Source organism: Streptomyces sp. NPDC001828 (assembly GCF_042892175.1).
Lineage (GTDB): Bacteria > Actinomycetota > Actinomycetes > Streptomycetales > Streptomycetaceae > Streptomyces.
In genome coordinates this window covers 116,901-138,402 of record NZ_JBIATV010000006.1, presented here as the reverse complement: position 1 = coordinate 138,402, position 21,502 = coordinate 116,901, and the positions used below count along the sequence as shown (strand labels likewise).

At 71.5% G+C, this 21,502-nt stretch carries 20 protein-coding genes; 16 read left to right on the top strand and 4 right to left on the bottom strand.

Translation table 11 applies throughout. From position 1 onward, the window contains the following. The first annotated feature begins 67 nt into the window (after positions 1-67). Both ACFYZA_RS19055 and thiD read left to right on the top strand, forming a co-directional pair. Positions 68-1,033, top strand: a complete 966-nt coding sequence (locus tag ACFYZA_RS19055; RefSeq protein WP_382595006.1) for a thiamine-phosphate kinase — start codon at positions 68-70, stop codon at positions 1,031-1,033. Continuing rightward, on the top strand, positions 1,030-1,812 hold the full coding sequence (gene thiD / locus ACFYZA_RS19050) for a bifunctional hydroxymethylpyrimidine kinase/phosphomethylpyrimidine kinase (RefSeq protein WP_382595009.1): 783 nt from the start codon (positions 1,030-1,032) through the stop codon (positions 1,810-1,812). The genes ACFYZA_RS19055 and thiD overlap by 4 nt, the downstream gene beginning before the upstream one ends. A 109-nt stretch (positions 1,813-1,921) precedes the next feature. Here the strand turns inward: thiD and rpmB are convergent, their stop codons facing one another. Continuing rightward, on the bottom strand, positions 1,922-2,107 hold the full coding sequence (gene rpmB, locus ACFYZA_RS19045; protein ID WP_003951095.1) for a 50S ribosomal protein L28: 186 nt from the start codon (positions 2,105-2,107) through the stop codon (positions 1,922-1,924). Positions 2,108-2,385: 278 nt separating this feature from the next. On the opposite strand from rpmB, the gene ACFYZA_RS19040 reads away from it, so the two are divergent. The 9 genes from ACFYZA_RS19040 (at position 2,386) to mutM (ending at position 11,503) form a co-directional block, all read left to right on the top strand. Beyond that, a complete protein-coding gene (locus tag ACFYZA_RS19040; protein WP_388491745.1) occupies positions 2,386-3,993 on the top strand; it encodes a DAK2 domain-containing protein in 1,608 nt (535 codons plus the stop codon). Between the two features lie 96 nt (positions 3,994-4,089). Continuing rightward, positions 4,090-6,303 (top strand): ATP-dependent DNA helicase RecG, encoded by a 2,214-nt coding sequence (gene recG, locus ACFYZA_RS19035; protein WP_388491742.1) that lies wholly within the window; start codon positions 4,090-4,092, stop codon positions 6,301-6,303. Between the two features lie 93 nt (positions 6,304-6,396). Next, complete coding sequence (gene rsmD, locus ACFYZA_RS19030) at positions 6,397-6,993, top strand: 16S rRNA (guanine(966)-N(2))-methyltransferase RsmD (protein WP_382595018.1); 597 nt, start codon at positions 6,397-6,399, stop codon at positions 6,991-6,993. 26 nt (positions 6,994-7,019) lie between these two features. Continuing rightward, the gene (coaD, locus tag ACFYZA_RS19025; RefSeq protein ID WP_216826912.1) at positions 7,020-7,499 is read left to right on the top strand and encodes a pantetheine-phosphate adenylyltransferase; all 480 of its coding nucleotides are present in this window, start codon (positions 7,020-7,022) and stop codon (positions 7,497-7,499) included. A gap of 119 nt (positions 7,500-7,618) precedes the next feature. After that, positions 7,619-8,701: an ATP synthase F0 subunit B gene (locus ACFYZA_RS19020; protein ID WP_388491740.1), complete on the top strand. Its 1,083-nt coding sequence runs from the start codon at positions 7,619-7,621 to the stop codon at positions 8,699-8,701. 166 nt (positions 8,702-8,867) lie between these two features. Then, on the top strand, positions 8,868-9,515 hold the full coding sequence (locus tag ACFYZA_RS19015; protein ID WP_382595123.1) for a YceD family protein: 648 nt from the start codon (positions 8,868-8,870) through the stop codon (positions 9,513-9,515). A gap of 2 nt (positions 9,516-9,517) precedes the next feature. Next, entirely contained in the window at positions 9,518-9,691 is a 174-nt protein-coding gene (gene rpmF / locus ACFYZA_RS19010) for a 50S ribosomal protein L32 (protein ID WP_007493396.1), read from the top strand. A 19-nt stretch (positions 9,692-9,710) separates the two neighbouring features. Then, a complete protein-coding gene (gene rnc, locus ACFYZA_RS19005; RefSeq protein ID WP_382595026.1) occupies positions 9,711-10,523 on the top strand; it encodes a ribonuclease III in 813 nt (270 codons plus the stop codon). Between the two features lie 110 nt (positions 10,524-10,633). Further along, positions 10,634-11,503, top strand: a complete 870-nt coding sequence (mutM, locus tag ACFYZA_RS19000) for a bifunctional DNA-formamidopyrimidine glycosylase/DNA-(apurinic or apyrimidinic site) lyase (protein WP_388491736.1) — start codon at positions 10,634-10,636, stop codon at positions 11,501-11,503. On the opposite strand, the gene ACFYZA_RS18995 is transcribed toward mutM, so the two are convergent. Then, positions 11,476-11,901 carry a winged helix-turn-helix transcriptional regulator gene (locus ACFYZA_RS18995; protein WP_382595032.1) on the bottom strand — a complete coding sequence of 142 codons (426 nt, stop codon included), beginning with the start codon at positions 11,899-11,901 and terminating at the stop codon, positions 11,476-11,478. The genes mutM and ACFYZA_RS18995 overlap by 28 nt on opposite strands. Before the next feature lie 167 nt (positions 11,902-12,068). Between ACFYZA_RS18995 and ACFYZA_RS18990 the strand changes: the two genes are divergently transcribed. After that, complete coding sequence (locus ACFYZA_RS18990) at positions 12,069-12,659, top strand: NAD(P)H-dependent oxidoreductase (protein ID WP_382595035.1); 591 nt, start codon at positions 12,069-12,071, stop codon at positions 12,657-12,659. 186 nt (positions 12,660-12,845) lie between these two features. Here the strand turns inward: ACFYZA_RS18990 and ACFYZA_RS18985 are convergent, their stop codons facing one another. After that, entirely contained in the window at positions 12,846-13,760 is a 915-nt protein-coding gene (locus tag ACFYZA_RS18985; protein WP_388491733.1) for a CAP domain-containing protein, read from the bottom strand. 180 nt (positions 13,761-13,940) lie between these two features. Here ACFYZA_RS18985 and ACFYZA_RS18980 point away from each other — a divergent pair, with 180 nt between their 5' ends. From ACFYZA_RS18980 to ACFYZA_RS18965, 4 genes are all read left to right on the top strand, one after another. Next, a complete protein-coding gene (locus tag ACFYZA_RS18980) occupies positions 13,941-14,234 on the top strand; it encodes an acylphosphatase (protein WP_382595041.1) in 294 nt (97 codons plus the stop codon). Positions 14,235-14,612: 378 nt separating this feature from the next. Then, positions 14,613-14,831: a hypothetical protein gene (locus tag ACFYZA_RS18975; protein WP_053727915.1), complete on the top strand. Its 219-nt coding sequence runs from the start codon at positions 14,613-14,615 to the stop codon at positions 14,829-14,831. 258 nt (positions 14,832-15,089) lie between these two features. Next, positions 15,090-18,647, top strand: a complete 3,558-nt coding sequence (smc, locus tag ACFYZA_RS18970; protein WP_388491730.1) for a chromosome segregation protein SMC — start codon at positions 15,090-15,092, stop codon at positions 18,645-18,647. A gap of 233 nt (positions 18,648-18,880) precedes the next feature. Continuing rightward, positions 18,881-20,299, top strand: a complete 1,419-nt coding sequence (locus ACFYZA_RS18965) for a sugar porter family MFS transporter (protein WP_388491728.1) — start codon at positions 18,881-18,883, stop codon at positions 20,297-20,299. 174 nt (positions 20,300-20,473) lie between these two features. Here the strand turns inward: ACFYZA_RS18965 and ACFYZA_RS18960 are convergent, their stop codons facing one another. Next, positions 20,474-21,439 (bottom strand): LLM class flavin-dependent oxidoreductase, encoded by a 966-nt coding sequence (locus ACFYZA_RS18960; RefSeq protein WP_388491725.1) that lies wholly within the window; start codon positions 21,437-21,439, stop codon positions 20,474-20,476. Between the last annotated feature and the right edge of the window lie 63 nt (positions 21,440-21,502).

Below are 21,502 nucleotides of genomic sequence, written 5' to 3'. Positions count from 1 at the left end.
CACGTGACCGCTCGCGACCGCAAGCGCACGGGGGCAGAAGAGGTACGACGATGAGAGGTGGGACACGGTGAAAGGCACTGTGGGCGAGTTGGGGGAGTTCGGGCTCATCAGGGAGCTGACCTCCCGGCTCACCACCACCCCCGCGGTCCGGCTGGGGCCGGGCGACGACGCCGCGGTCGTGACCGCACCCGACCGCAGGGTGGTCGCCAGCACGGACATCCTCCTGGAGGGGCGGCACTTCCGGCGCGACTGGTCGACGGCGTACGACGTGGGCCGCAAGGCCGCGGCGCAGAACTTGGCCGACATCGCCGCCATGGGCGCCGTCCCGACCGCGGTGCTGCTGGGTCTCGTCGTGCCGGCCGAGCTGCCGGTCACCTGGCCCACCGAGCTGATGGACGGCATCCGCGACGAGTGCCAGGTCGCGGGCGCGGCCGTGGTCGGCGGTGACGTCGTGCGCGGGGACACCATCACCGTGGCCATCACCGCGCTCGGCGACCTGCGCAACCACGAGCCCGTGACCCGGGCCGGCGCGCAGCCCGGCGACGTCGTCGCGGTGACGGGCTGGCTCGGCTGGTCGGCGGCGGGCTACGCGGTGCTCTCGCGCGGCTTCCGCTCGCCGCGCGCCTTCGTCGAGGCCCACCGCCGCCCCGAACCCCCGTACCACGCGGGCCCCGCCGCGGCCGGGCTCGGCGCCACCGCCATGACCGACGTCAGCGACGGCCTCGTCGCCGACCTGGGCCACATCGCCGAGGCCAGCAAGGTCCGCATCGACCTGCGGTCCGGGCTCATCGACATTCCGACGCAGATGAGCGACATCGGCCAGGCCGTCGGCGTGGACCCGCTGCAGTGGGTGCTCACCGGCGGCGAGGACCACGCGATCGTGGCGACGTTCCCGCCGGACGTGAAGCTGCCCGCCCGCTGGCGGGTCATCGGCGAGGTCCTCAACCCGTCCGCGCTGCCCACCGTCACCGTGGACGGTGCCCCCTGGACCAGCAAGGGCGGCTGGGACCACTTCGGGGACGATCCCGAATGATCCCCCGCGTGCTGACCGTCGCCGGATCCGACTCCGGCGGCGGCGCCGGCATCCAGGCCGACCTCAAGACGATGCTGGCGCTCGGCGTGCACGGCATGAGCGTGATCACCGCCGTCACCGCGCAGAACTCGCTGGGCGTGCGGGGTGCGTGGGAGCTTCCGGTGGACGCGGTGCGGGCCCAGTACCGGGCCGTCGTCGACGACATCGGCGTCCAGGCCGTGAAGACCGGCATGCTCTCCTCGGCCCCCCTCGTCGAAGCGGTCGCCGAGCTGCTCGCCGGCACCGACGCCCCGGTCGTCGTGGACCCCGTGGGCGTCTCCAAGCACGGCGACCCGCTGCTCGCCGCCGAGGCACTCGACTCCGTACGCACCAGGCTGCTGCCCACCGCGACCGTGGCCACCCCCAACCTGGACGAGGTGGCCCAGCTCACCGGCGTGCACGTCGAGGACGAGGACGGGATGCGGCGGGCGGCGGGCGCGATCTTGGAGTTCGGGCCGCGCTGGGCGCTCATCAAGGGCGGGCACTTCCCCGGAGACGCCGTGGACCTGCTCAGCGACGGCACCGAGGAACACTGGCTGCGCGCCCCGCGCCTGGACAACCGGCACACCCACGGCACCGGCTGCACGCTCGCCTCCGCCATCGCCTCGGGCCTGGCGAGGGGGCTCGCGGTCCCGGAGGCGGTCGCGGCGGCCAAGGAGTACGTCACGGGCGCGATAGCCGCGGGCTTCGCGCTCGGCGCGGGCATAGGGCCGGTCGACCACGGCTGGCGCTTCCGTTAGCGAAGCCGTACCCGGGGGCCGGCCCCCGGGTACGGCAAAAAGCCGGTCCACCGAGGTGGACCGGCTTTTCAAGGCAACCGCAGGGGCTGCGCTACGACAGACGTCGCAATTAGCGCGAGACCTTGCCGGCCTTGATGCACGAGGTGCAGACGTTGAGCCGCTTCGGCGTCCGACCGACCACGGCACGCACACGCTGGATGTTCGGGTTCCAGCGACGAGACGTACGGCGGTGCGAGTGCGAAATGTTGTTGCCGAAGCTCGGCCCCTTGCCGCAGACGTCGCAGTTGGCAGCCACGGGTCACTCCAAAAGCTTCAGATGCATTAAATGCACTTACAGTGAATCCGGCGCACCGGAATCAGAGATCTGAAGTGGCTTGCCGGGGGAATTGGCCCGACTCTCGCCGGGCAACCGAAGCAGCATACAACGCCTGCTCCTGAGATACGAAACTACCACGGTCGCGGCCGCCCCCGCCCCGGCCCCCGGGCGCCCCGGGTCTACCCTGCGCTCAGAGCCTGTGTCCGCACCCCGACACGGGCTCTCATCCGCTCCCCGCCCACAAGGAGGACCACCAGGTGCCGCAGACCTTCGATGCCGTCGCGGTACGCGGCTGGTGCGCGCTGGCGCTGGACGCACTGGGCCGGGACCGCGAGGCGATCGACGCGATCAACGTCTATCCGGTCGCGGACGGGGACACCGGCACCAACCTCTATCTGACGATGGAGTCCGCGGCACAGGCCGTCGAGGCCGTCTTCGCCGCCTACCCCGAGCCGCCCGTGTACGACGGGGTCCCGCCCACCGCCGATGTCGTACGGGCCATGGCGCACGGCGCCCTGATCGGCGCCCGCGGCAACTCCGGCACGATCCTGGCCCAGCTCCTGAGGGGCATGGCGGAGGTCGTCGCGGCGGGCGAGGGCGGCCTCGCCGCGGCCCTCGACCGGGCCGCGTCCGCCGCCTATCTGGCGGTCGCCCACCCCGTCGAAGGCACCGTCCTCACCGTCGCCACCGCCGCCGCGAAGGCGGCCGGGGACGCGAGCGGCACCCCGGCGGCGGTGGCCCAGGCCGCCTACGCGGGCGCCCGCGACGCCCTGGACGCGACGCCCTCCCAGCTGGCCGCCCTCGGCCGCGCGGGCGTCGTGGACGCGGGCGGGCGGGGCCTGGTCACGGTGCTCGGCGCCCTCGTCCAGGCCCTCTCCGGCGAGGCCCCCGTGGTGCGCCGGGAGGCGCCGGTGCCGGTGCCTGACGACGACTGCCCGGCCGAGGCCGCCGGGGCGGGGCCCGCCTTCGAGGTGATCTACCTCCTGGACGCCGACGACGCGGCCGTGGACCGGCTGCGCGCCCGGCTCGACCGGCTCGGCGAATCCCTGGTGGTCGTCGGCGGCGACGGCCTGTGGAACGTGCACGTCCACGTGGACGACGCGGGCGCCGCCGTGGAGGCCGGGGTCGAGGCGGGCCGGCCCCACCGGATCCGCATCACGCACTTCGAGCAGCGGGCCGCCGTCGAGCCGCCCAGGGAACAGGTCCAGCGGGCCGTCGTCGCCGTCGTGCCGGGCGAGGGGCTCGCCGGGCTGTGCTCCGAGGCCGGCGCGACGACCGTGCTCGCCCGGCCGGGCGAGGCCCCGGCGAGCGGGGAACTCGTCGAGGCGATCCGGCGCGCGCACGCCCGCGAGGTCGTGCTGCTCCCGAACGACGCCGAGCTGCGCCACACGGCCGCGGCCGCCGTCGAGCAGGCGCGCGCCGAGGGCATCCGGGTCGCGCTCATCCCGACCAGGGCCGCCGTCCAGGGCATCGCGGCGCTCGCCGTGCACGCCCCCGAGCGGCGCTTCGACGAGGACGTCGTCGCGATGACGTCGGCGGCCGGCGCCACCCGGCACGCCGAACTGGCCGTCGCGGAACGGCAGTCGTGGACGATGGCCGGCGTCTGCCAGGCCGGGGACGTGCTCGGCCTCATCGACGGCGACGTCGTCGTCATCGGCCAGGACCTGGCCGACACCGCCCGTACCGTGCTCGACCGGATGCTGGCGGCGGGCGGCGAGCTGGTCACCCTCGTCCTGTCGGCCGACGCCCCGCCGGGCCTGGCCGCACAGCTCGAATCGCACGTCAGCAAGGGCCACTTGGCGGTCGACACCGTCGTGTACGAGGGCGGCCGCCAAGGGGTGCCGCTGTTGATCGGCGTGGAGTAGGACCCGGGCGCCGCGCTCTTCGGGAGACGGCCGCGGCACGGGTTTGACCAGCGGTTATCCACAGGCTTTGGCGGGCTGTCAGTCCGGTGGTGTGCAATGGATCGCGTGCCTGCGCTCGAAGAACCACTGAAGAAGCTGCTCGGCGGACCCACCGCGAAGGTGATGGCCGAGCACCTCGACCTGCACACGGTCGGCGACCTCCTGCACCACTACCCCCGGCGGTACGAGGAGCGCGGCCAGCTCACCAAGCTGGCCGAGCTGCCCCTGGACGAGGACGTCACCGTCGTCGCCCAGGTCGCCGACGCCCGGGTGCACACCTTCAACGGCGGGCGCGGCCAGCGCCTGGAGATCACCATCACGGACGGCAGCGGCCGGCTCCAACTGGTCTTCTTCGGACGTGGCATCCACAAGCCCCACAAGGAACTGCTGCCCGGCAGCCGGGCGATGTTCGCCGGCAAGGTGTCGATGTTCAACCGGCGCATGCAGCTCGCCCACCCCACCTACGCGAAGCTGGGCGCGGACGCGGCCGAGGGCGATGACGCGGTGGACATCGACTCGTGGGCGGGCGCCCTGATCCCGCTCTACCCGGCCTGCAAGGGCCTGGAGTCCTGGAAGATCGCCAAGGCGGTCGACGCGGTGCTGCCCAGCGCCCAGGAGGCCGTCGACCCGCTGCCCGAAGCCCTGCGCGAGGGGCGCGGCTTCGTCCCGCTGCCCGAGGCCCTCCTCAAGGTGCACCGGCCGCACACCAAGGCCGACATCGAGGACGCGAGGCAGCGCCTGAAGTGGGACGAGGCCTTCGTCCTCCAGGTGGCGCTGGCTAGGCGCCGCCACGCGGACGGCCAACTCCCGGCCGCGGCAAGGCGACCGGCCCCCGGCGGCCTGCTCGACGCCTTCGACGCCAAGCTGCCCTTCACCCTCACCGAGGGCCAGGAGAAGGTCTCCAAGGAGATCTTCGACGACTTGGCGACCGAGCACCCGATGCACCGGCTGCTCCAGGGCGAGGTCGGCTCCGGAAAGACGATGGTCGCGCTGCGCGCCATGCTCGCCGTGGTCGACTCGGGCGGCCAGGCCGCGATGCTCGCGCCCACCGAGGTCCTCGCCCAGCAGCACCACCGCTCGATCACCGAGATGATGGGCGAGCTCGCCGAGGGCGGACTGCTCGGCGGGTCCGAGCAGGGCACCAAGGTGGTGCTGCTCACCGGCTCGATGGGGATGCCCGCCCGGCGCCAGGCCCTGCTCGACCTGGTCACCGGTGAGGCGGGCCTGGTCATCGGCACCCACGCCCTCATCGAGGACAAGGTGCAGTTCCACGACCTGGGCCTGGTCGTCGTCGACGAGCAGCACCGCTTCGGCGTCGAGCAGCGCGACGCCCTGCGCGGCAAGGGCAAGCAGCCCCCGCACCTGCTCGTCATGACGGCCACGCCCATCCCGCGCACGGTCGCCATGACGGTCTTCGGCGACCTGGAGACCTCCGTCCTCGACCAGCTGCCCGCCGGCCGCTCGCCCATCGCCAGCCATGTCGTCCCCGCCCAGGACAAGCCGCACTTCCTCGCCCGCGCCTGGGAGCGGGTCCGCGAGGAGGTCGACAAGGGACATCAGGCGTACGTGGTCTGCCCGCGCATCGGGGACGACGAGGAGGAGGCGAAGACGGCCAAGGGCAAGAAGAAGGCGGAGGAGGCCGAGACCGCCGACAAGCGGCCGCCGCTCGCCGTGATCGAGACCGCAGGGCAGCTGGCGAAGGGCCCGCTGCAAGGGCTGCGCGTCGAGATCCTGCACGGCCGGATGCAGCCGGACGACAAGGACGCCGTGATGCGCCGCTTCGGCGCCGGCGAGGTGGACGTCCTGGTCGCCACCACCGTCATCGAGGTCGGTGTGAACGTGCCGAACGCCACCGCGATGGTGATCATGGACGCCGACCGGTTCGGCGTCTCCCAGCTCCACCAGCTGCGCGGGCGCGTCGGCCGCGGCTCCGCGCCCGGCCTGTGCCTGCTCGTCACCGACATGCCCGAGGCGAGCCCGGCCCGGGCCCGGCTCAACGCCGTGGCCGCCACCCTCGACGGCTTCGAGCTCTCCCGCATCGACCTCGAACAGCGCCGCGAGGGCGATGTGCTGGGCCAGGCCCAGTCCGGGGTGCGCTCCTCGCTGCGGATGCTCACCGTCATCGACGACGAGGAGGTCATCGCCGCGGCCCGCGAGGAGGCCGTCTCCGTGGTCGCCGCCGACCCCGACCTCGTCCACCTGCCGGGACTGCGCACCGCCCTGGACGCCCTGCTGGACAAGGACCGCGAGCAGTACCTCGACAAGGGCTGAGAGACTGGGGGAGCACATCCGACACAGGCACCGCATGAACCGCATGAACTGCCTGAACCCGCCTGAACCGCATGGACACGGACAAGGACTGAGATGACCCGCGTGATCGCCGGCCTGGCCGGTGGACGCCGCCTGGCCGTACCGCCGGGCAACGGCACCCGCCCCACCTCCGACCGGGCGCGCGAGGGCCTCTTCTCCACCTGGGAGGCGCTGCTCGGCACGCTCGACGGCATCCGGATCGCCGATCTGTACGCCGGGTCGGGTGCCGTGGGCCTGGAGGCGCTCTCCCGGGGCGCCGCCCACGCCCTGCTCGTCGAGGCCGACGCCCGGGCCGCCCGTACCGTCCGGGACAACGTGGCCGCGCTGAAGCTGCCGGGCGCCGAGGTGCGTGCCGGCAAAGCGGAACAGATCGTGACAGGTCCGGCGCCCGCCGATCCGTACGACGTGGTCTTCCTGGACCCGCCGTACGCCGTGACCGATGACGATCTTCGGGAGATCCTGCTCACACTCGGTCGTGGGGGCTGGCTCGCGGAGGACTGTCTCGTCACCGTGGAGCGCAGCACCAGAGGCGGGGAATTCGGCTGGCCCGAAGGATTCGAAGCGCTGCGGGCCCGTCGTTACGGCGAGGGCACGCTTTGGTACGGTCGCGCCGCCTCCACGTGCGAAAACGCACCACGAGACACCCCATGACCGGACCGGAGAGCGAGGGACATCAGTTGCGCCGCGCCGTCTGTCCGGGGTCCTTTGACCCCATCACCAACGGACACCTCGACATCATCGCCCGCGCCTCCCGCCTGTACGACGTCGTACATGTCGCGGTGATGATCAACCAGTCGAAGCAGGGCCTGTTCACCATCGAGGAGCGGATCGAGATGATCCGCGAGGTGACGGCCGACCTCGGCAACGTGGAGGTCGAGTCCTTCCACGGCCTGCTCGTCGACTTCTGCAAGCAGCGGGACATCCCCGCGATCGTCAAGGGCCTCAGGGCCGTCAGTGACTTCGACTACGAGTTGCAGATGGCCCAGATGAACAACGGGCTCTCCGGCGTCGAGACCCTGTTCGTGCCGACCAATCCGACGTACAGCTTCCTGTCGTCCTCGCTGGTCAAGGAGGTCGCCACCTGGGGCGGAGACGTCTCCCACCTGCTGCCGGCCACCGTCCACGAGGCCCTGGTCGCCCGGCTCGCCCAGAAGTGAGCCACTGAGCGGACGGGGAGCGGATCGCTGACAGTCCGTCATCCGGTGTCGGGCGGGCGCCGACTGGCCTTACAGTCGTCCCGTCCGTCTCCAATCCGTTAGAAGAGTGGCGATCACCGGTGGACGTGCAGAAGAAGCTCGACGAGATCGTCGAGGTGGTCGGCAGCGCCCGGTCCATGCCCATGTCGGCCTCGTGCGTGGTCAACCGCGCCGACCTCCTCGCGATGCTGGAAGAGGTGCGCCAGGCGCTGCCCGGCTCGCTCGCCCAGGCCCAGGAGCTCATCGGCGGCCGGGAGCAGATGGTCGAGCAGGCCCGCCAGGAGGCCGAGCGGATCATCGAGTCCGCACACGCCCAGCGCGGCACGCTGATCTCCGACACCGCCGTCGCCCGCCAGTCCCAGGACGAGGCCGACCGCATCCTCGACGAGGCCCGCCGGGACGCCGAGGAGATCCGCGCCGAGGCCGACGACTACGTCGACTCCAAGCTCGCCAACTTCGAGGTCGTCCTCACCAAGACCATCGGCTCGGTCGACCGCGGCCGCGAGAAGCTGCTCGGCCGCGGCCCCGGCCTGGACGACCAGGGCCGCACGGACGAGGACGCCCCCGAGTACAGCGCGGACCCCCAGACCCTGATCCACCGGGCCGACGAGTACGTCGACGCCAAGCTGGGCGCCTTCGAGGCGGTGCTCGCCAAGACCCTCGAAGCGGTCGGCCGCGGCCGTCTCAAGCTGCACGGCAGGACGGTCTCCGACGAACTCGGCGCCCACATGGCCGCCCAGGACGCGGCGGCCGGCCAGCACCAGCACACCAGCGACGCCGACTACCTGGCCGGCCTCGCCGAACTCGCCGAGCCCGAGCCGGCCGCCGCCCACGCCGCCGCCGAGCCGCTCATCCCGGCCCAGCCACAGCCCCCGGCCTACGACCCCTACGGCTACCCGCAGCCGCAGCAGGACCCGTACGCCTACCAGCCCCAGGCCCAGCAGGACCCGTACGCGCAGTACGGGTACGCACAGCAGGATCCGTACGCCTACGACCAGAGCCAGCAGCAGTACGCGGCCCCGGACGCCGGGCAGTACGGGGTGCAGCACCAGCACCAGCCGCAGCAGGCCGCGCTCGACGAGACCAGCCTCTTCGACACCAGCATGATCGACCTGGAGCAGCTGCGCGCCTACGAGCAGGGCCACGGGCAGAACCGCTCCTAGCCCCCTCCGGGCGGCCCGAACGGGAGGGACCGGGCCGGATTGGGTCTATGGCGGCCGGTCCAGTATCCTGGTTCTTCGGTCGCGCGTACGTCCGCGATCCAAGCTGCCCGATTCGCTCCGCGAAGCCGGTGGCAGCCACTCCACGACCCTGAAAGCGGGAAGAACCCTGAGCACGCGCCTTGACCACCGCAATCCCCTCGTGTTCGACACACACGAGCTGGGACGGCGTCCCGGTGCGCTCCAGCGTGTTTCCCGCACCGTGGAGGCCCCGAAGGAACTCGGGATTCCCGAGGTCATCCACGTGCCCGAGGGCAGGCCCGTGGATGTTGAGCTCCGCCTGGAGTCGGTCATGGAAGGGGTGCTTGTCACAGGCACCGCCCGTGCATCGGCCGAGGGCGAGTGCGTAAGGTGTCTGGAGCCGCTTCAGCAGGACGTTGAAGTGGACTTCCAGGAAATGTTCTCGTACCCCGACACCGACGACCGGGGTCGCCACAAGGCGGCCGCGGACGACGATGCCGAGGACGACGAGGACATGATTCCGCTCGAGGACGGCCTGTTCGACCTCGAGCCTTTGCTGCGTGACGCGGTAGTGCTCGCACTGCCGATGCAGCCGGTGTGCCGGGAGGACTGCCCGGGCCTGTGTTCCGAATGCGGAGCGCGCCTGGCGGACGACCCGGACCACCACCATGACGCCGTCGACATTCGTTGGGCGGCACTGCAGGGACTCGCCGGGACCATCCAGGACGGCGAGAAGGACAACATGAGCGGCACTGCGTCTGACGTGCAGGATGCCGCCGAGAAGCAGGAGAAGTAGCCGTGGCTGTTCCGAAGCGGAAGATGTCGCGCAGCAACACGCGCCACCGCCGGTCGCAGTGGAAGGCTGCGGTCCCCACCCTGGTTGCGTGCGAGCGCTGCCATGAGCCGAAGCTCCAGCACATCGCGTGCCCGAGCTGCGGCACGTACAACAAGCGCCAGGTCCTCGAGGTCTGAGCGGCTGGTGAGAGGCCCGATGTCTGAGTCCAACGCCAAAAAGGCGGACAACAACACGGCCTCGTCCCACACGCTTCTGGAAGGGCGGCTCGGGTATCAGCTCGAGTCCGCCCTTCTGGTGCGTGCGCTCACCCACCGTTCGTACGCGTACGAGAACGGCGGTCTGCCGACCAATGAGCGGCTCGAGTTCCTCGGGGACTCGGTGCTCGGTCTGGTCGTCACCGACACGCTGTACCGCACCCACCCCGACCTTCCGGAAGGCCAACTGGCCAAGCTCCGGGCCGCGGTGGTCAACTCTCGTGCGCTCGCGGAGGTGGGCCGTGGGCTCGAACTCGGCTCCTTCATCCGGCTCGGCCGGGGTGAAGAGGGCACGGGCGGCCGGGACAAGGCTTCCATCCTCGCCGACACCCTTGAAGCGGTGATCGGTGCTGTCTATCTCGACCAGGGGCTTGAGGCGGCGTCCGCGCTCGTCCACAAGCTGTTCGACCCCCTGATCGAGAAGTCCTCGAACCTCGGAGCCGGCCTGGACTGGAAGACCAGTCTCCAGGAGCTGACGGCGGCCGAAGGGCTCGGTGTCCCCGAGTACCTGGTCTCCGAAACCGGTCCCGACCACGAGAAGACCTTTACTGCTGCCGCCCGCGTCGGTGGTGTCTCGTACGGCACCGGCACCGGCCGCAGCAAGAAGGAAGCGGAGCAGCAGGCCGCGGAGTCGGCATGGCGGGCCATCAGGGCCGCCGCCGACGAGCGGGCCAAGACGGCGGCCGAGGCCCCCGTCGCCGCTCCGGCCGATGGCGGGTCGCCGACCCCCGCCGCCGGCGGCTCGGCGGCCTGACCGCCCCTTCCTTGCGAACCCCCGTCCAGCGCGCTCCGGCGCCGGGCGGGGGTTTCGCTCTGTCCGGGCCCGCCGCGACTCGACCGGCGCCACGGGGGTAATCTGCGGCCATGCCCGAGCTGCCTGAAGTCGAAGTGGTCCGGCGTGGTCTTGAGCGCTGGGTGGCCGGACGCACCGTGGCCGACGTCGAGGTGCTGCACCCCCGCGCGGTACGCCGTCACCTCGCCGGGGGCGACGACTTCGCGGCCCGGCTCAAGGGCCACCGGATCGGCGTGGCGCGTCGGCGCGGCAAGTACCTGTGGCTGCCGCTCGCGGACACCGACGCCTCCGTGCTCGGGCACCTCGGGATGAGCGGGCAGCTCCTGGTGCAGCCCGAGGACGCCCCGGACGAGAAGCACCTGCGGATCCGGGTGCGGTTCCAGGACGACGCGGGCACCGAACTGCGCTTCGTCGACCAGCGCACCTTCGGCGGTCTCTCGCTGCACGACACCGCCGCCAACAGCACGGACGGGCTCCCGGACGTCATCGCGCACATCGCCCGGGACCCGCTGGACCCCGAGTTCGACGACGAGGCCTTCTTCGTGGCGCTCCGGCTCAAGCGCACCACGGTCAAACGAGCACTGCTCGATCAATCGCTCATCAGCGGAGTCGGCAACATCTACGCCGACGAGGCGCTCTGGCGCGCCCGGCTGCACTACGACCGCCCGACCGCGACCCTCAACCGCCCCAAGGCGGCCGAACTCCTGGGCCACGCGCGGGACGTGATGAACGCGGCGCTCGCCGTCGGCGGCACCAGCTTCGACAGCCTCTACGTGAACGTCAACGGCGAGTCCGGCTACTTCGACCGCTCGCTCGACGCATACGGCCGCGAGGGCGAGCCGTGCCGGCGCTGCGGAACGCCGATGCGCAGGCGGGCCTGGATGAACCGGTCCAGCTACTTCTGCCCGAAGTGTCAGCGGGTCCCGCGCGTCACGTCGTAGCTCTGCTGCGCGTCGAGCACCGACGGCATCCGCTCCTCCACGAAGTGGATGAGCGAGAGCAGCCGCTCGGCCACCTCGCGCCCCAGCGGGGTCAGTTCGTAGTCCACCCGCGGCGGATTCGTCGGCTGCGCCTCCCGGTGGACGAGCCCGTCGCGCTCCAGTGAGTGCAGCGTCTGGGAGAGCATCTTCTCGCTCACGCCGTCGACCCGGCGCCGCAGCTCGTTGAAGCGCAGGCTCCCCTCGTGCAGGGCGCCCAGCGTCAGGCTGCCCCACCGCCCCGTGACGTCCTCCAGGGTGCGCCGCGACGGGCAGGTCTTGGCGAACACATTGAACGCGAGGTCCGCATCCGCGGCGCCCTCGTCGGCGTTGCCCGTGCGCGGGGCAGAAGTCTCATTCATGACCTCACCATACTCCGCGACAGCGCCGACGCACAGGTTGCGCTAACTAGAAGTTAGTGCTTACCTGAGTGCAGCGACACCCTGGCCGCCGGGCCGCTGCACCGGCCCCGGCCCCGGCCGTCGCACCCGTACTGCCGCCTTTCCATGCCCTTGAGGGGATTACCGCCGTGATCACTCCTGTCGTCTCGATCGCCTACCACTCCGGCTACGGCCACACCGCCGTCCTCGCGGAGGCGGTCCGCCGCGCGGCCGCCGAGGCCGGGGCCACCGTGCACTTCATCAAGGTCGACGCCATCAGCGAGGCCGAGTGGGAGCTGCTCGACGGCTCCGACGCCATCGTCTTCGGCTCGCCCACCTACATGGGCACCGCCTCCGGCGCCTTCCACCAGTTCGCCGAGGCGAGCTCCCAGCGCTGGTTCACCGACGCCTGGCGGGACAAGCTCGCGGCCGGCTTCACCAACTCCGGTTCCAAGAGCGGCGACAAGGGCCACACCCTGCAGTTCTTCCAGACCCTCGCCGCCCAGCACGGCATGCACTGGGTCAACCTCGGCCTGAAGCCCGGCTGGAACGTCTCGACGGGATCCGAGTACGACCTCAACCGGCTCGGCTTCTTCGCCGGGGCCGGCGCCCAGACCAACAACGACGAGGGCCCCGAGGCCGTCCACAAGGCCGACATCGCGACCGCCGAGCACCTGGGCCGCCGCATCGCCGAGACGGCCCGCGTCTTCGTCTCGGGCAGGGCGGCCGTAGGCGCCTGACGGGATCGCCCGCCGCATGATCGAATTCCGCACAGCCGAAAGGGCCCCCTCCCTTCGCAACGGAGGGGGCCCTTTCGTGTTCCTGCGAGAACGTCACGCGCGTACGAACGAATTACGGGACCGCGGTAACGAATGAGCGATGGAATTGATCAAATTCCCGTATCGCGAGCGGGCCCGGGCGAATGATCAGAAACCGAAGTCCTGGGTCCACCAGGGGCCGCCCGGGCCGAAGTGCACACCGACGCCCAGGGACTTGTACTCGCAGTTGAGGATGTTCGCGCGATGGCCCGGGCTGTTCATCCAGGCGTCCATCACGGCCTTGGCGTCGGCCTGGCCGCGCGCGATGTTCTCGCCGCCGAGTCCCTGCACGCCCGCCTTCGCGGCCCGGTCCCACGGGGTGTGGCCGTCCGGGTCGGTGTGGTCGAAGAAGCCGCGGGCCGCCATGTCGTCGCTGAAGGCGGTGGCGAGCGAGGCCAGTGCCGGGTCCGCCGCCACGGGACTGCAACCCGCCTGCGCCCGCTGCTGGTTGACCAGTGACACCACGGTCGCGGCGGCCGATACCTCGGCGGTCGGCAGCTGGACCTGCTGCGAGGGCGCGGCGCTCGGCGGGGCGCTGGAGGCGGTGGCCGGCTTCGACGGCGCGGGGGCCGGGGCCTCGGACTTCTGCTGCCGCTGGCTGGGCGGCGCGGAGGGAGTGGCGGGGGCGGGTGCCGACGGCGTGGCCGAAGAGCTGGGGGAGGAGGGGGCGGCCGACGGCGTCCGCGACGAGGCCTTGGCCGAGCCGGCGGGCGTGGGCGCCGCGTTGGTCGGCTTCTCCGACTCGCCGCCCTGCGCCCGCACATCGGGGGTGCGGCTCGCCTGGACCCGGGGGCCGGTCATCGTGTCGCCGCTCACCTTGTACGTACCGCCGCCGGGCAGCAGTCCCGAGGCGACGGCCACGGCGCCCACGGCCACCGCCGCGGAGACACCGAGCAGCCCGGTGCGCACGGGCGCGGCGGCACGCTTCCTCCGGCGTGACCCACCCCGGGATGACCGGCCGTCCTGCCCTGCCGCGAATTCGGCGGGCGCGGGGTCGGCGGCGGAGCGACGATGGCGTCCCATCTGCGGTGCCTTCCTCAATGCCGGGGCAATGCCTGGCGCATGGCCCCGGGGGCCGCGATCGGCCCGGAATGATCAAATGGCCACTAACCCATACGGGTGAGGCTCAGTGCGTCGCGACTGTACGCCATGACGCATGGGGGCGAAGTGCCGCGTGAGCAATTGGCCGGTTAGCGTGCACGTATGAACGAAGATGCGCACGGAGATGTTCGAGTCACGGCCTGGGTGCGCGGGCGAGTACAGCAAGTCGGCTTCCGCTGGTTCACCAGGGCAAATGCTCTGGAGATCGGGGGCCTCCGTGGTTTCGCCCTCAATCTGGACGACGGGCGGGTGCAGGTCGTCGCCGAGGGGCCGCGTGAGAATTGCCACCGTTTGCTGGAGTGGCTTCGCTCCGACGACACACCGGGCCGGGTCGACGGAGTGACCGAGATCTGGGACACAGCCCGCGGCGGCTACGACGGCTTCGCGATCCGCTGAGCCGCGCCGGCCCGCGCGTGCGGGCCGGCCCCGGTGACACCCCGCGCCCGGCTCGCAACCACGCGCTGACCTCGAACGATCTGCCTGTTGCCATCGAGCGCTCGGCGTGGAAGGCTCTGCCAGTAAGGATGATCTCCACGCCCCCAGGGCTCCGAGGAGAGGCACCGCCGCCCGGTTCGCGGCCGCGTGCCCCCGGATTGCCGGTGGATACGGGGCGTGATCGTGTTGACCGTCAAACTTTTTGGTGAGACTCTGGAAGCCCCGCGCACCTTAGCTGTTTGGCATGAAGAACCGCAGTCAAGTCCAAGCACCGCGGGTGCGATTCCCTCACGACCCACACCGCTTCGGTCGGTCACTCAGTGTGGAGGACCATCCATCATGGCAAAGGCGCTTCTCGGTTACGTCGGCGGTTCCGACCCGCGACTCCTCGCCGAGATGCGACGGCTCCAGCAGCGCGTCCAGGACCTCGAATCCGAGCTCAACCGGATTCAGTCCGAGAACGACGTGCTGTCCGCTGCCGCCGCTTCGCACCGCGGAGATTCGCTGCTCGAAGGCATCGACATCGACGTCCCCCAGGCGGAGCCCGCCCTCACCTGATCCAGAGGTGGGAGAGGCTTCCGCTCTCTCGTCGAGATCGAGAGATCCGCAAGACCTGCAATGTATTGCAAGGGACGCTTCGGCGTCCCTTCTTTCTTTCCTCCCGTGCACCTTTCCCGGGTGCACTGCCCTTCGGTCCAACGCGCCCCGGCGCGACTTCCTCCGGCGGGCACCGGACCGGCGGCCTTTCCCTTCACGCTCTGATCTGCCCTGGACCTTCCTGGGCGAAACCGAGAGCGAAAGGTAGAGTCCGGCGGCGTGCACCTCAAGGCCCTCACCCTGCGCGGATTCAAATCATTCGCCTCCGCGACCACGCTGAAGTTCGAGCCGGGCATCACCTGTGTGGTGGGCCCCAACGGATCCGGCAAGTCCAATGTCGTGGACGCGCTGAGCTGGGTCATGGGCGAGCAGGGCGCCAAGTCGTTGCGCGGCGGAAAGATGGAGGACGTCATCTTCGCCGGGACGACCGGCCGTCCGCCGCTCGGCCGGGCCGAGGTCTCCCTCACCATCGACAATTCCGACGGCGCGCTGCCCATCGAATACGCCGAAGTCACCATCACGCGGATCATGTTCCGCAACGGCGGCAGCGAATACCAGATCAACGGCGACACCTGCCGTCTTCTCGACATCCAGGAACTGCTCTCCGACTCCGGCATCGGCCGCGAGATGCACGTCATCGTCGGACAGGGCCAGCTCGACTCCGTGCTGCACGCCGACCCGATGGGCCGGCGCGCCTTCATCGAGGAGGCCGCGGGCGTCCTCAAGCACCGCAAGCGCAAGGAGAAGGCGCTGCGCAAGCTGGACGCGATGAAGGCCAACCTCGCCCGCGTCCAGGACCTCACCGACGAGCTGCGCCGACAGCTCAAGCCGCTGGGCCGGCAGGCCGCCGTGGCCCGCCGCGCCGCCGTCATCCAGGCCGACCTGCGCGACGCCCGGCTGCGGCTGCTCGCCGACGACCTCGTCCGGATGCGGGAGGCGCTCAGCGCGGAGATCGCCGACGAGGCCGAGCTGCTGCGCCGCAAGGAGAGCGCCGCCGCCGACCTCAGGGCGGCCCTCGCACGCGAGGCCCAACTGGAGGACCAGGTGCGGCAGTTGACGCCACGGCTCCAGCGAGCCCAGCAGACCTGGTACGAGCTGTCCCAGCTGGCCGAGCGGGTGCGCGGCACGATCTCGCTCGCCGACGCCCGGGTCAAGAGCGCGAGCGCCCAGCCCCCCGAGGAGCGGCGCGGCCGCGACCCGGAGGACATGGAGCGCGAGGCCGCCCGGATCCGCGAGCAGGAGGCCGAGCTGGAGGCCGCGCTGGAAGCGGCCGAACACGCGCTTGAGGACACCACGGCCCACCGAGGCGAGCTGGAACGGGAACTCGCCGCCGAGGAACGCCGTTTGAAGGATGTGGCCCGCTCCATCGCGGACCGGCGCGAGGGCCTCGCGCGGCTGCACGGCCAGGTGAACGCGGCGCGCGGCCGGGCGGGTTCCGCGCAGGCCGAGATCGACCGGCTCGCCGCCGCGCGCGACGAGGCCGGCGAGCGGGCCGCGCTCGCGCAGGAGGAGTACGAGCGGCTCAAGGCCGAGGTGGACGGCCTCGAAGCCGATGACACCGAGCTCGCCGACGCCCACGACGCGGCCAAGCGGGAGCTGGCCGCGGCCGAGGCCGCGCTCGGCGCCGCCCGCGAGGAGGCCACCGCCGCCGAGCGCAAACGTGCCGCCGTCGCCGCCCGGCACGACGCCCTCGCGCTCGGCCTGCGCCGCAAGGACGGCACGGGCGCCCTGCTCGGCGCCCGCGACGCGCTGACCGGACTGCTCGGCCCCGCCGCCGAACTGCTCACCGTGACCCCCGGATACGAGGTGCCGCTCGCCGCCGCCCTCGGGGTCGCCGCCGACGCGATCGCGGTCAGCGGCCCCTCGTCGGCCGCCGAAGCCATCCGGATGCTGCGCAAGCAGGACGCGGGCCGCGCCGCCCTGCTCCTGAGCGGCGCCCCCGAGGACGAGGGCGAGCGGCCGGCGCGCGGCGAGGGCCCGCCCAGCGCCGCCGACCTGGTGCGCGGACCCGCCGAACTGATGCCCGCCGTACGGCACTTGCTGCGCGGGGTCGTCGTGGTCGCCACCCTTGAGGACGCCGAGGACCTCGTCTACGCGCGTCCCGCGCTGACCGCCGTCACCGCCGACGGCGATGTGCTCGGCGCCCACTTCGCGCACGGCGGCTCGGCCGGCGCACCCAGCCTCCTCGAGGTCCAGGCAGCCGTCGACGAGGCCGCCGCCGAGCTCGCCGACCTGGCCGTACGCTGCGAGGAGCTGGCCGGGGCGCAGCGGGCGGCGGGGGAGCGGCGGAGTCAACTGGGCGTAGAGGTAGAGGAGTTGGGGGAGCGCAGGCGGGCCGCCGAGAAGGCGCGGTCGGCCGTGGCCCAGCAGCTCGGGCGGCTCGCGGGACAGGCGCGCGGTGCGGCCGGCGAGGCCGAGCGGACCGCCGCCGCTGCCGCCCGCGCCCAGGAGGCGCTGGAGCGGGCGACCGAGGAGGCCGAGGAACTGGCCGAACGGCTCCTGGTCGCCGAGGAGATGCCGGTCGAGGAGGAGCCCGACACCTCGGTGCGGGACCGGCTCGCGGCGGACGGCGCCAACGCCCGCCAGACCGAGATGGAGGCCCGCCTCCAGGCCCGTACCCACGAGGAACGCGTCAAGGCGCTCGCCGGACGGGCCGAGGCGCTCGACCGCGCGGCCAGGGCCGAGCGCGAGGCGCGGGCCAGGGCCGAGCAGCGGCGCGCCCGGCTGCGGCACGAGGCGGCCGTCGCCGAGGCCGTCGCCTCGGGTGCCCGCACCCTGCTCGCCCATGTCGAGGTGTCCCTGGTGCGGGCCGAGCGGGAGCGGGCCGGGGCGGAGGCCGCCAAGGCGGAGCGGGAGCAGGAGCTGACCGCGGCCCGGGGCGCCGGCCGGGACCTGAAGGCAGAACTCGACAAGCTCACTGATTCAGTTCACCGCGGCGAGGTACTAGGAGCGGAGAAGCGGCTGCGGATCGAGCAGCTGGAGACCAAGGCGCTGGAGGAACTGGGGGTCGAGCCGGCCGGGCTCGTGGCCGAGTACGGGCCCGACCAGCCGGTGGCCCCCTCTCCGCCCGCCGAGGGAGAGGAGCTGCCGGATGACCCCATGCACCCGCGCAACCAGCCCGTCCCGTACGTGCGGGCCGAGCAGGAGAAGCGGCTCAAGGCAGCCGAACGGGCGTATCAGCAGCTCGGAAAGGTCAATCCGCTCGCCCTGGAGGAGTTCGCGGCCCTGGAGGAGCGCCACCAGTTCCTTTCCGAGCAGCTGGAAGACCTCAAGAAGACCCGGGCCGACCTCCTTCAAGTCGTGAAGGAGGTGGACGAGCGGGTGGAGCAGGTCTTCACCGAGGCCTACCGGGACACGGCCCGGGAGTTCGAGGGCGTCTTCTCGCGGCTCTTCCCGGGCGGCGAGGGCCGGCTGATCCTGACCGACCCGGGCAACATGCTGGCCACCGGGGTCGACGTGGAGGCACGTCCGCCGGGCAAGAAGGTCAAGCGCCTCTCGCTGCTCTCGGGCGGCGAGCGCTCGCTGACCGCGGTGGCGCTGCTCGTCTCCATCTTCAAGGCCAGGCCCAGCCCGTTCTACGTGATGGACGAGGTCGAGGCCGCCCTCGACGACACCAACCTGCAGCGGCTGATCCGGATCATGCAGGAGCTCCAGGAGTCCTCCCAGCTGATCGTGATCACGCACCAGAAGCGGACCATGGAGGTCGCCGACGCGCTGTACGGCGTCTCGATGCAGGGCGACGGCGTCTCCAAGGTCATCAGCCAGCGGCTGCGCTGAGCGCCGACCCCGGGCAGAGCCGGGGACTGACCCTCGCCTGTTCAAGTCTTGAACATCCTGCGGCGAGTCGTCCCCGAAAATTCACAACCGAACAGGTATTGACTTCGAAACTTGAAGGCATAGTCTCTGCAACGTTGTCTTTACGTTCAAGTGGTGGGTGACCGGAAGTTGTGCCCCACTTGGAGGAGTCCCCTCACCCCCGGCGGCGTTGCCGGGCGGCCCCAGGAGTACATGTGACCAGTACCGCGCAGGCGCAGGCGTCCGGAGGCGGCCACACCGCCCCGGACCACCTCGGCCATGTCATCTTCATCACGGCGGCGGCCGCGATGGGCGGCTTCCTCTTCGGCTACGACAGTTCCGTGATCAACGGCGCCGTAGAGGCGATCCGCGACCGGTACTCCATCGGCTCGGGGACGCTCGCCCAGGTCATCGCCATCGCCCTGATCGGCTGCGCGATCGGCGCCGCCACGGCGGGCCGGATCGCCGACCGCATCGGCCGCATCCGCTGCATGCAGATCGCGGCGACCCTCTTCACCATCAGCGCCGTCGGCTCCGCGCTGCCGTTCGCGCTCTGGGACCTCGCCTTCTGGCGGGTCATCGGCGGCTTCGCCATCGGCATGGCCTCGGTGATCGGCCCGGCCTACATCGCCGAGGTCGCCCCGCCCGCCTACCGCGGCCGGCTCGGCTCCTTCCAGCAGGCCGCCATCGTCATCGGCATCGCGATCTCCCAGCTCGTCAACTGGGGCATCCTCAACGCCGCCAACGGTGACCAGCGCGGCAAGCTCATGGGTCTCGAGGCCTGGCAGGTCATGCTCGGCGTGATGGTCATCCCGGCCGTCCTGTACGGGCTGCTCTCCTTCGCCATCCCCGAGTCGCCGCGCTTCCTCATCTCGGTCGGCCGCGACGCCGACGCCAAGAAGGTGCTCGCCGACGTCGAGGGCAAGGACGTCGACCTGGACGCCCGCGTCGCCGAGATCGAGCACGCGATGCGGTCCGAGCACAAGTCGAGCTTCAAGGACCTGCTCGGCTCCAAGATGGGCTTCCTGCCCATCGTCTGGGTCGGCATCGGCCTCTCGGTCTTCCAGCAGCTGGTCGGCATCAACGTCGCCTTCTACTACTCCTCGACGCTGTGGCAGTCCGTCGGCATCGACCCCTCGAGCTCGTTCTTCTACTCGTTCACCACGTCGATCATCAACATCATCGGCACCGTGATCGCGATGGTCCTGGTCGACCGGGTCGGCCGCAAGCCGCTCGCGCTCGTCGGCTCCATCGGCATGGCGATCGCCCTCGCGGTGGAGGCCTGGGCGTTCTCCGCCCACCTCGTCGACGGCAAGCTCCCCAACACCCAGGGCGTCGTCGCCCTGATCGCCGCCCACGTCTTCGTGCTCTTCTTCGCCCTGTCGTGGGGCGTGGTGGTCTGGGTCTTCCTCGGCGAGATGTTCCCGAACCGGATCCGCGCCGCCGCCCTCGGTGTGGCCGCGGCCGCCCAGTGGATCGCCAACTGGGCCATCACGGCGAGCTTCCCGAGCCTGTCGGACTGGAACCTGTCGGGCACGTACATCATCTACGCGGTCTTCGCCGCGCTCTCGATCCCCTTCGTGCTCCGGTACGTCAAGGAGACCAAGGGCAAGGCGTTGGAGGAGATGGGCTAATCCCCGCTGCCCCTCTCCTCTCACCCGACCGCCCCGGCTCGCCCATCGAGCCGGGGCGGTCCGGCGTTCCGTGCGGCCGCCCTCCGGGGGCGCGGTTGGTTGGTGCCGGGTGCCGTACCCAGGATCGCGGGGAACTGCGCGAGGGCCCCGGCGGCCCGCCGCCGAAAGGAGTCGTCAGAGCGCCGGAAGCACCCGGTCGCAGAACAGGTGGAGGCTGCTCCACGCCTCGTCGATGGGCATGCCGCCGCACAACGGGTGCAGGACCAGGGAGTCCGAGGCCAGCGAGGCGCACTGCTCCGGGGTCAGCACCCGGTAGACGCCCTCCGCGCGCAGCTCCGCCACCGTCGACGCCGCGGACTTCACCGCCGAGCGGATGTCCTTGGACTGCCAGGACGCGTACATCCGCGCCTCGTGCAGGAAGTGCTCGCCGTACTCGGCCCAGGTGCGGTCGGGGTCCTCGCTGATGTGCAGCAGGGGCGTCGCCGCCGCCGGCATCATGCAGAAGCCCTCGGTGCCGTACTCGGCGAGCTTCTCGTTGTAGTACGCCTCGAGCTCCGGCAGATGCGCGCTCGGGAAGAACGGCAGGCCGAGCCGGGCCGCGCGGTTCGCGGCCGCCCGCGAGGAGCCGCCGACCAGGAGCATCGGATGCGGCTCGGTGAACGGACGCGGTGTGACCCGCACCTGACGGCCCCGGAAGGTGAACTCCTCGCCGCTCCACGCCTTCAGAAGGGTTTCGAGGAGCTCGTCCTGGAGCTTGCCGCGCCGGCCCCACTCGACGCCCTGCTGTTCGTACTCGGCCGGGCGGTAGCCGATCCCGGAGACCGTGACCAGGCGGCCGCCGCTCAGGAGGTCGAGCACCGCGATGTCCTCGGCGAGCCGCAGCGGGTCGTACAGCGGCCCGATGATCGCGGAGACCGTCACCGCGATGCGGCGGGTGGCGCCGAAGACCCCGCCCGCGAAGGCGAAGGGGGAGGGCAGCCAGTTGTTGTCCGTGCCGTGGTGCTCCTCGGTCTGGACGGTGTCGATGCCCCGGTCGTCGGCGTACGCCGCCATCTCCAGGGCCGCCCGGTAGCGGGCGGACAGCGACTGCGCGGTGGCGTCCGGGTCCACCAGGTTCATGCGTACGACCGTGAACGGCATGGCAACGTCCCCCTCCACCGGGCGGGTTCCAGGGGAACCCCGGGCGAAGGGGGACGGTAGCTG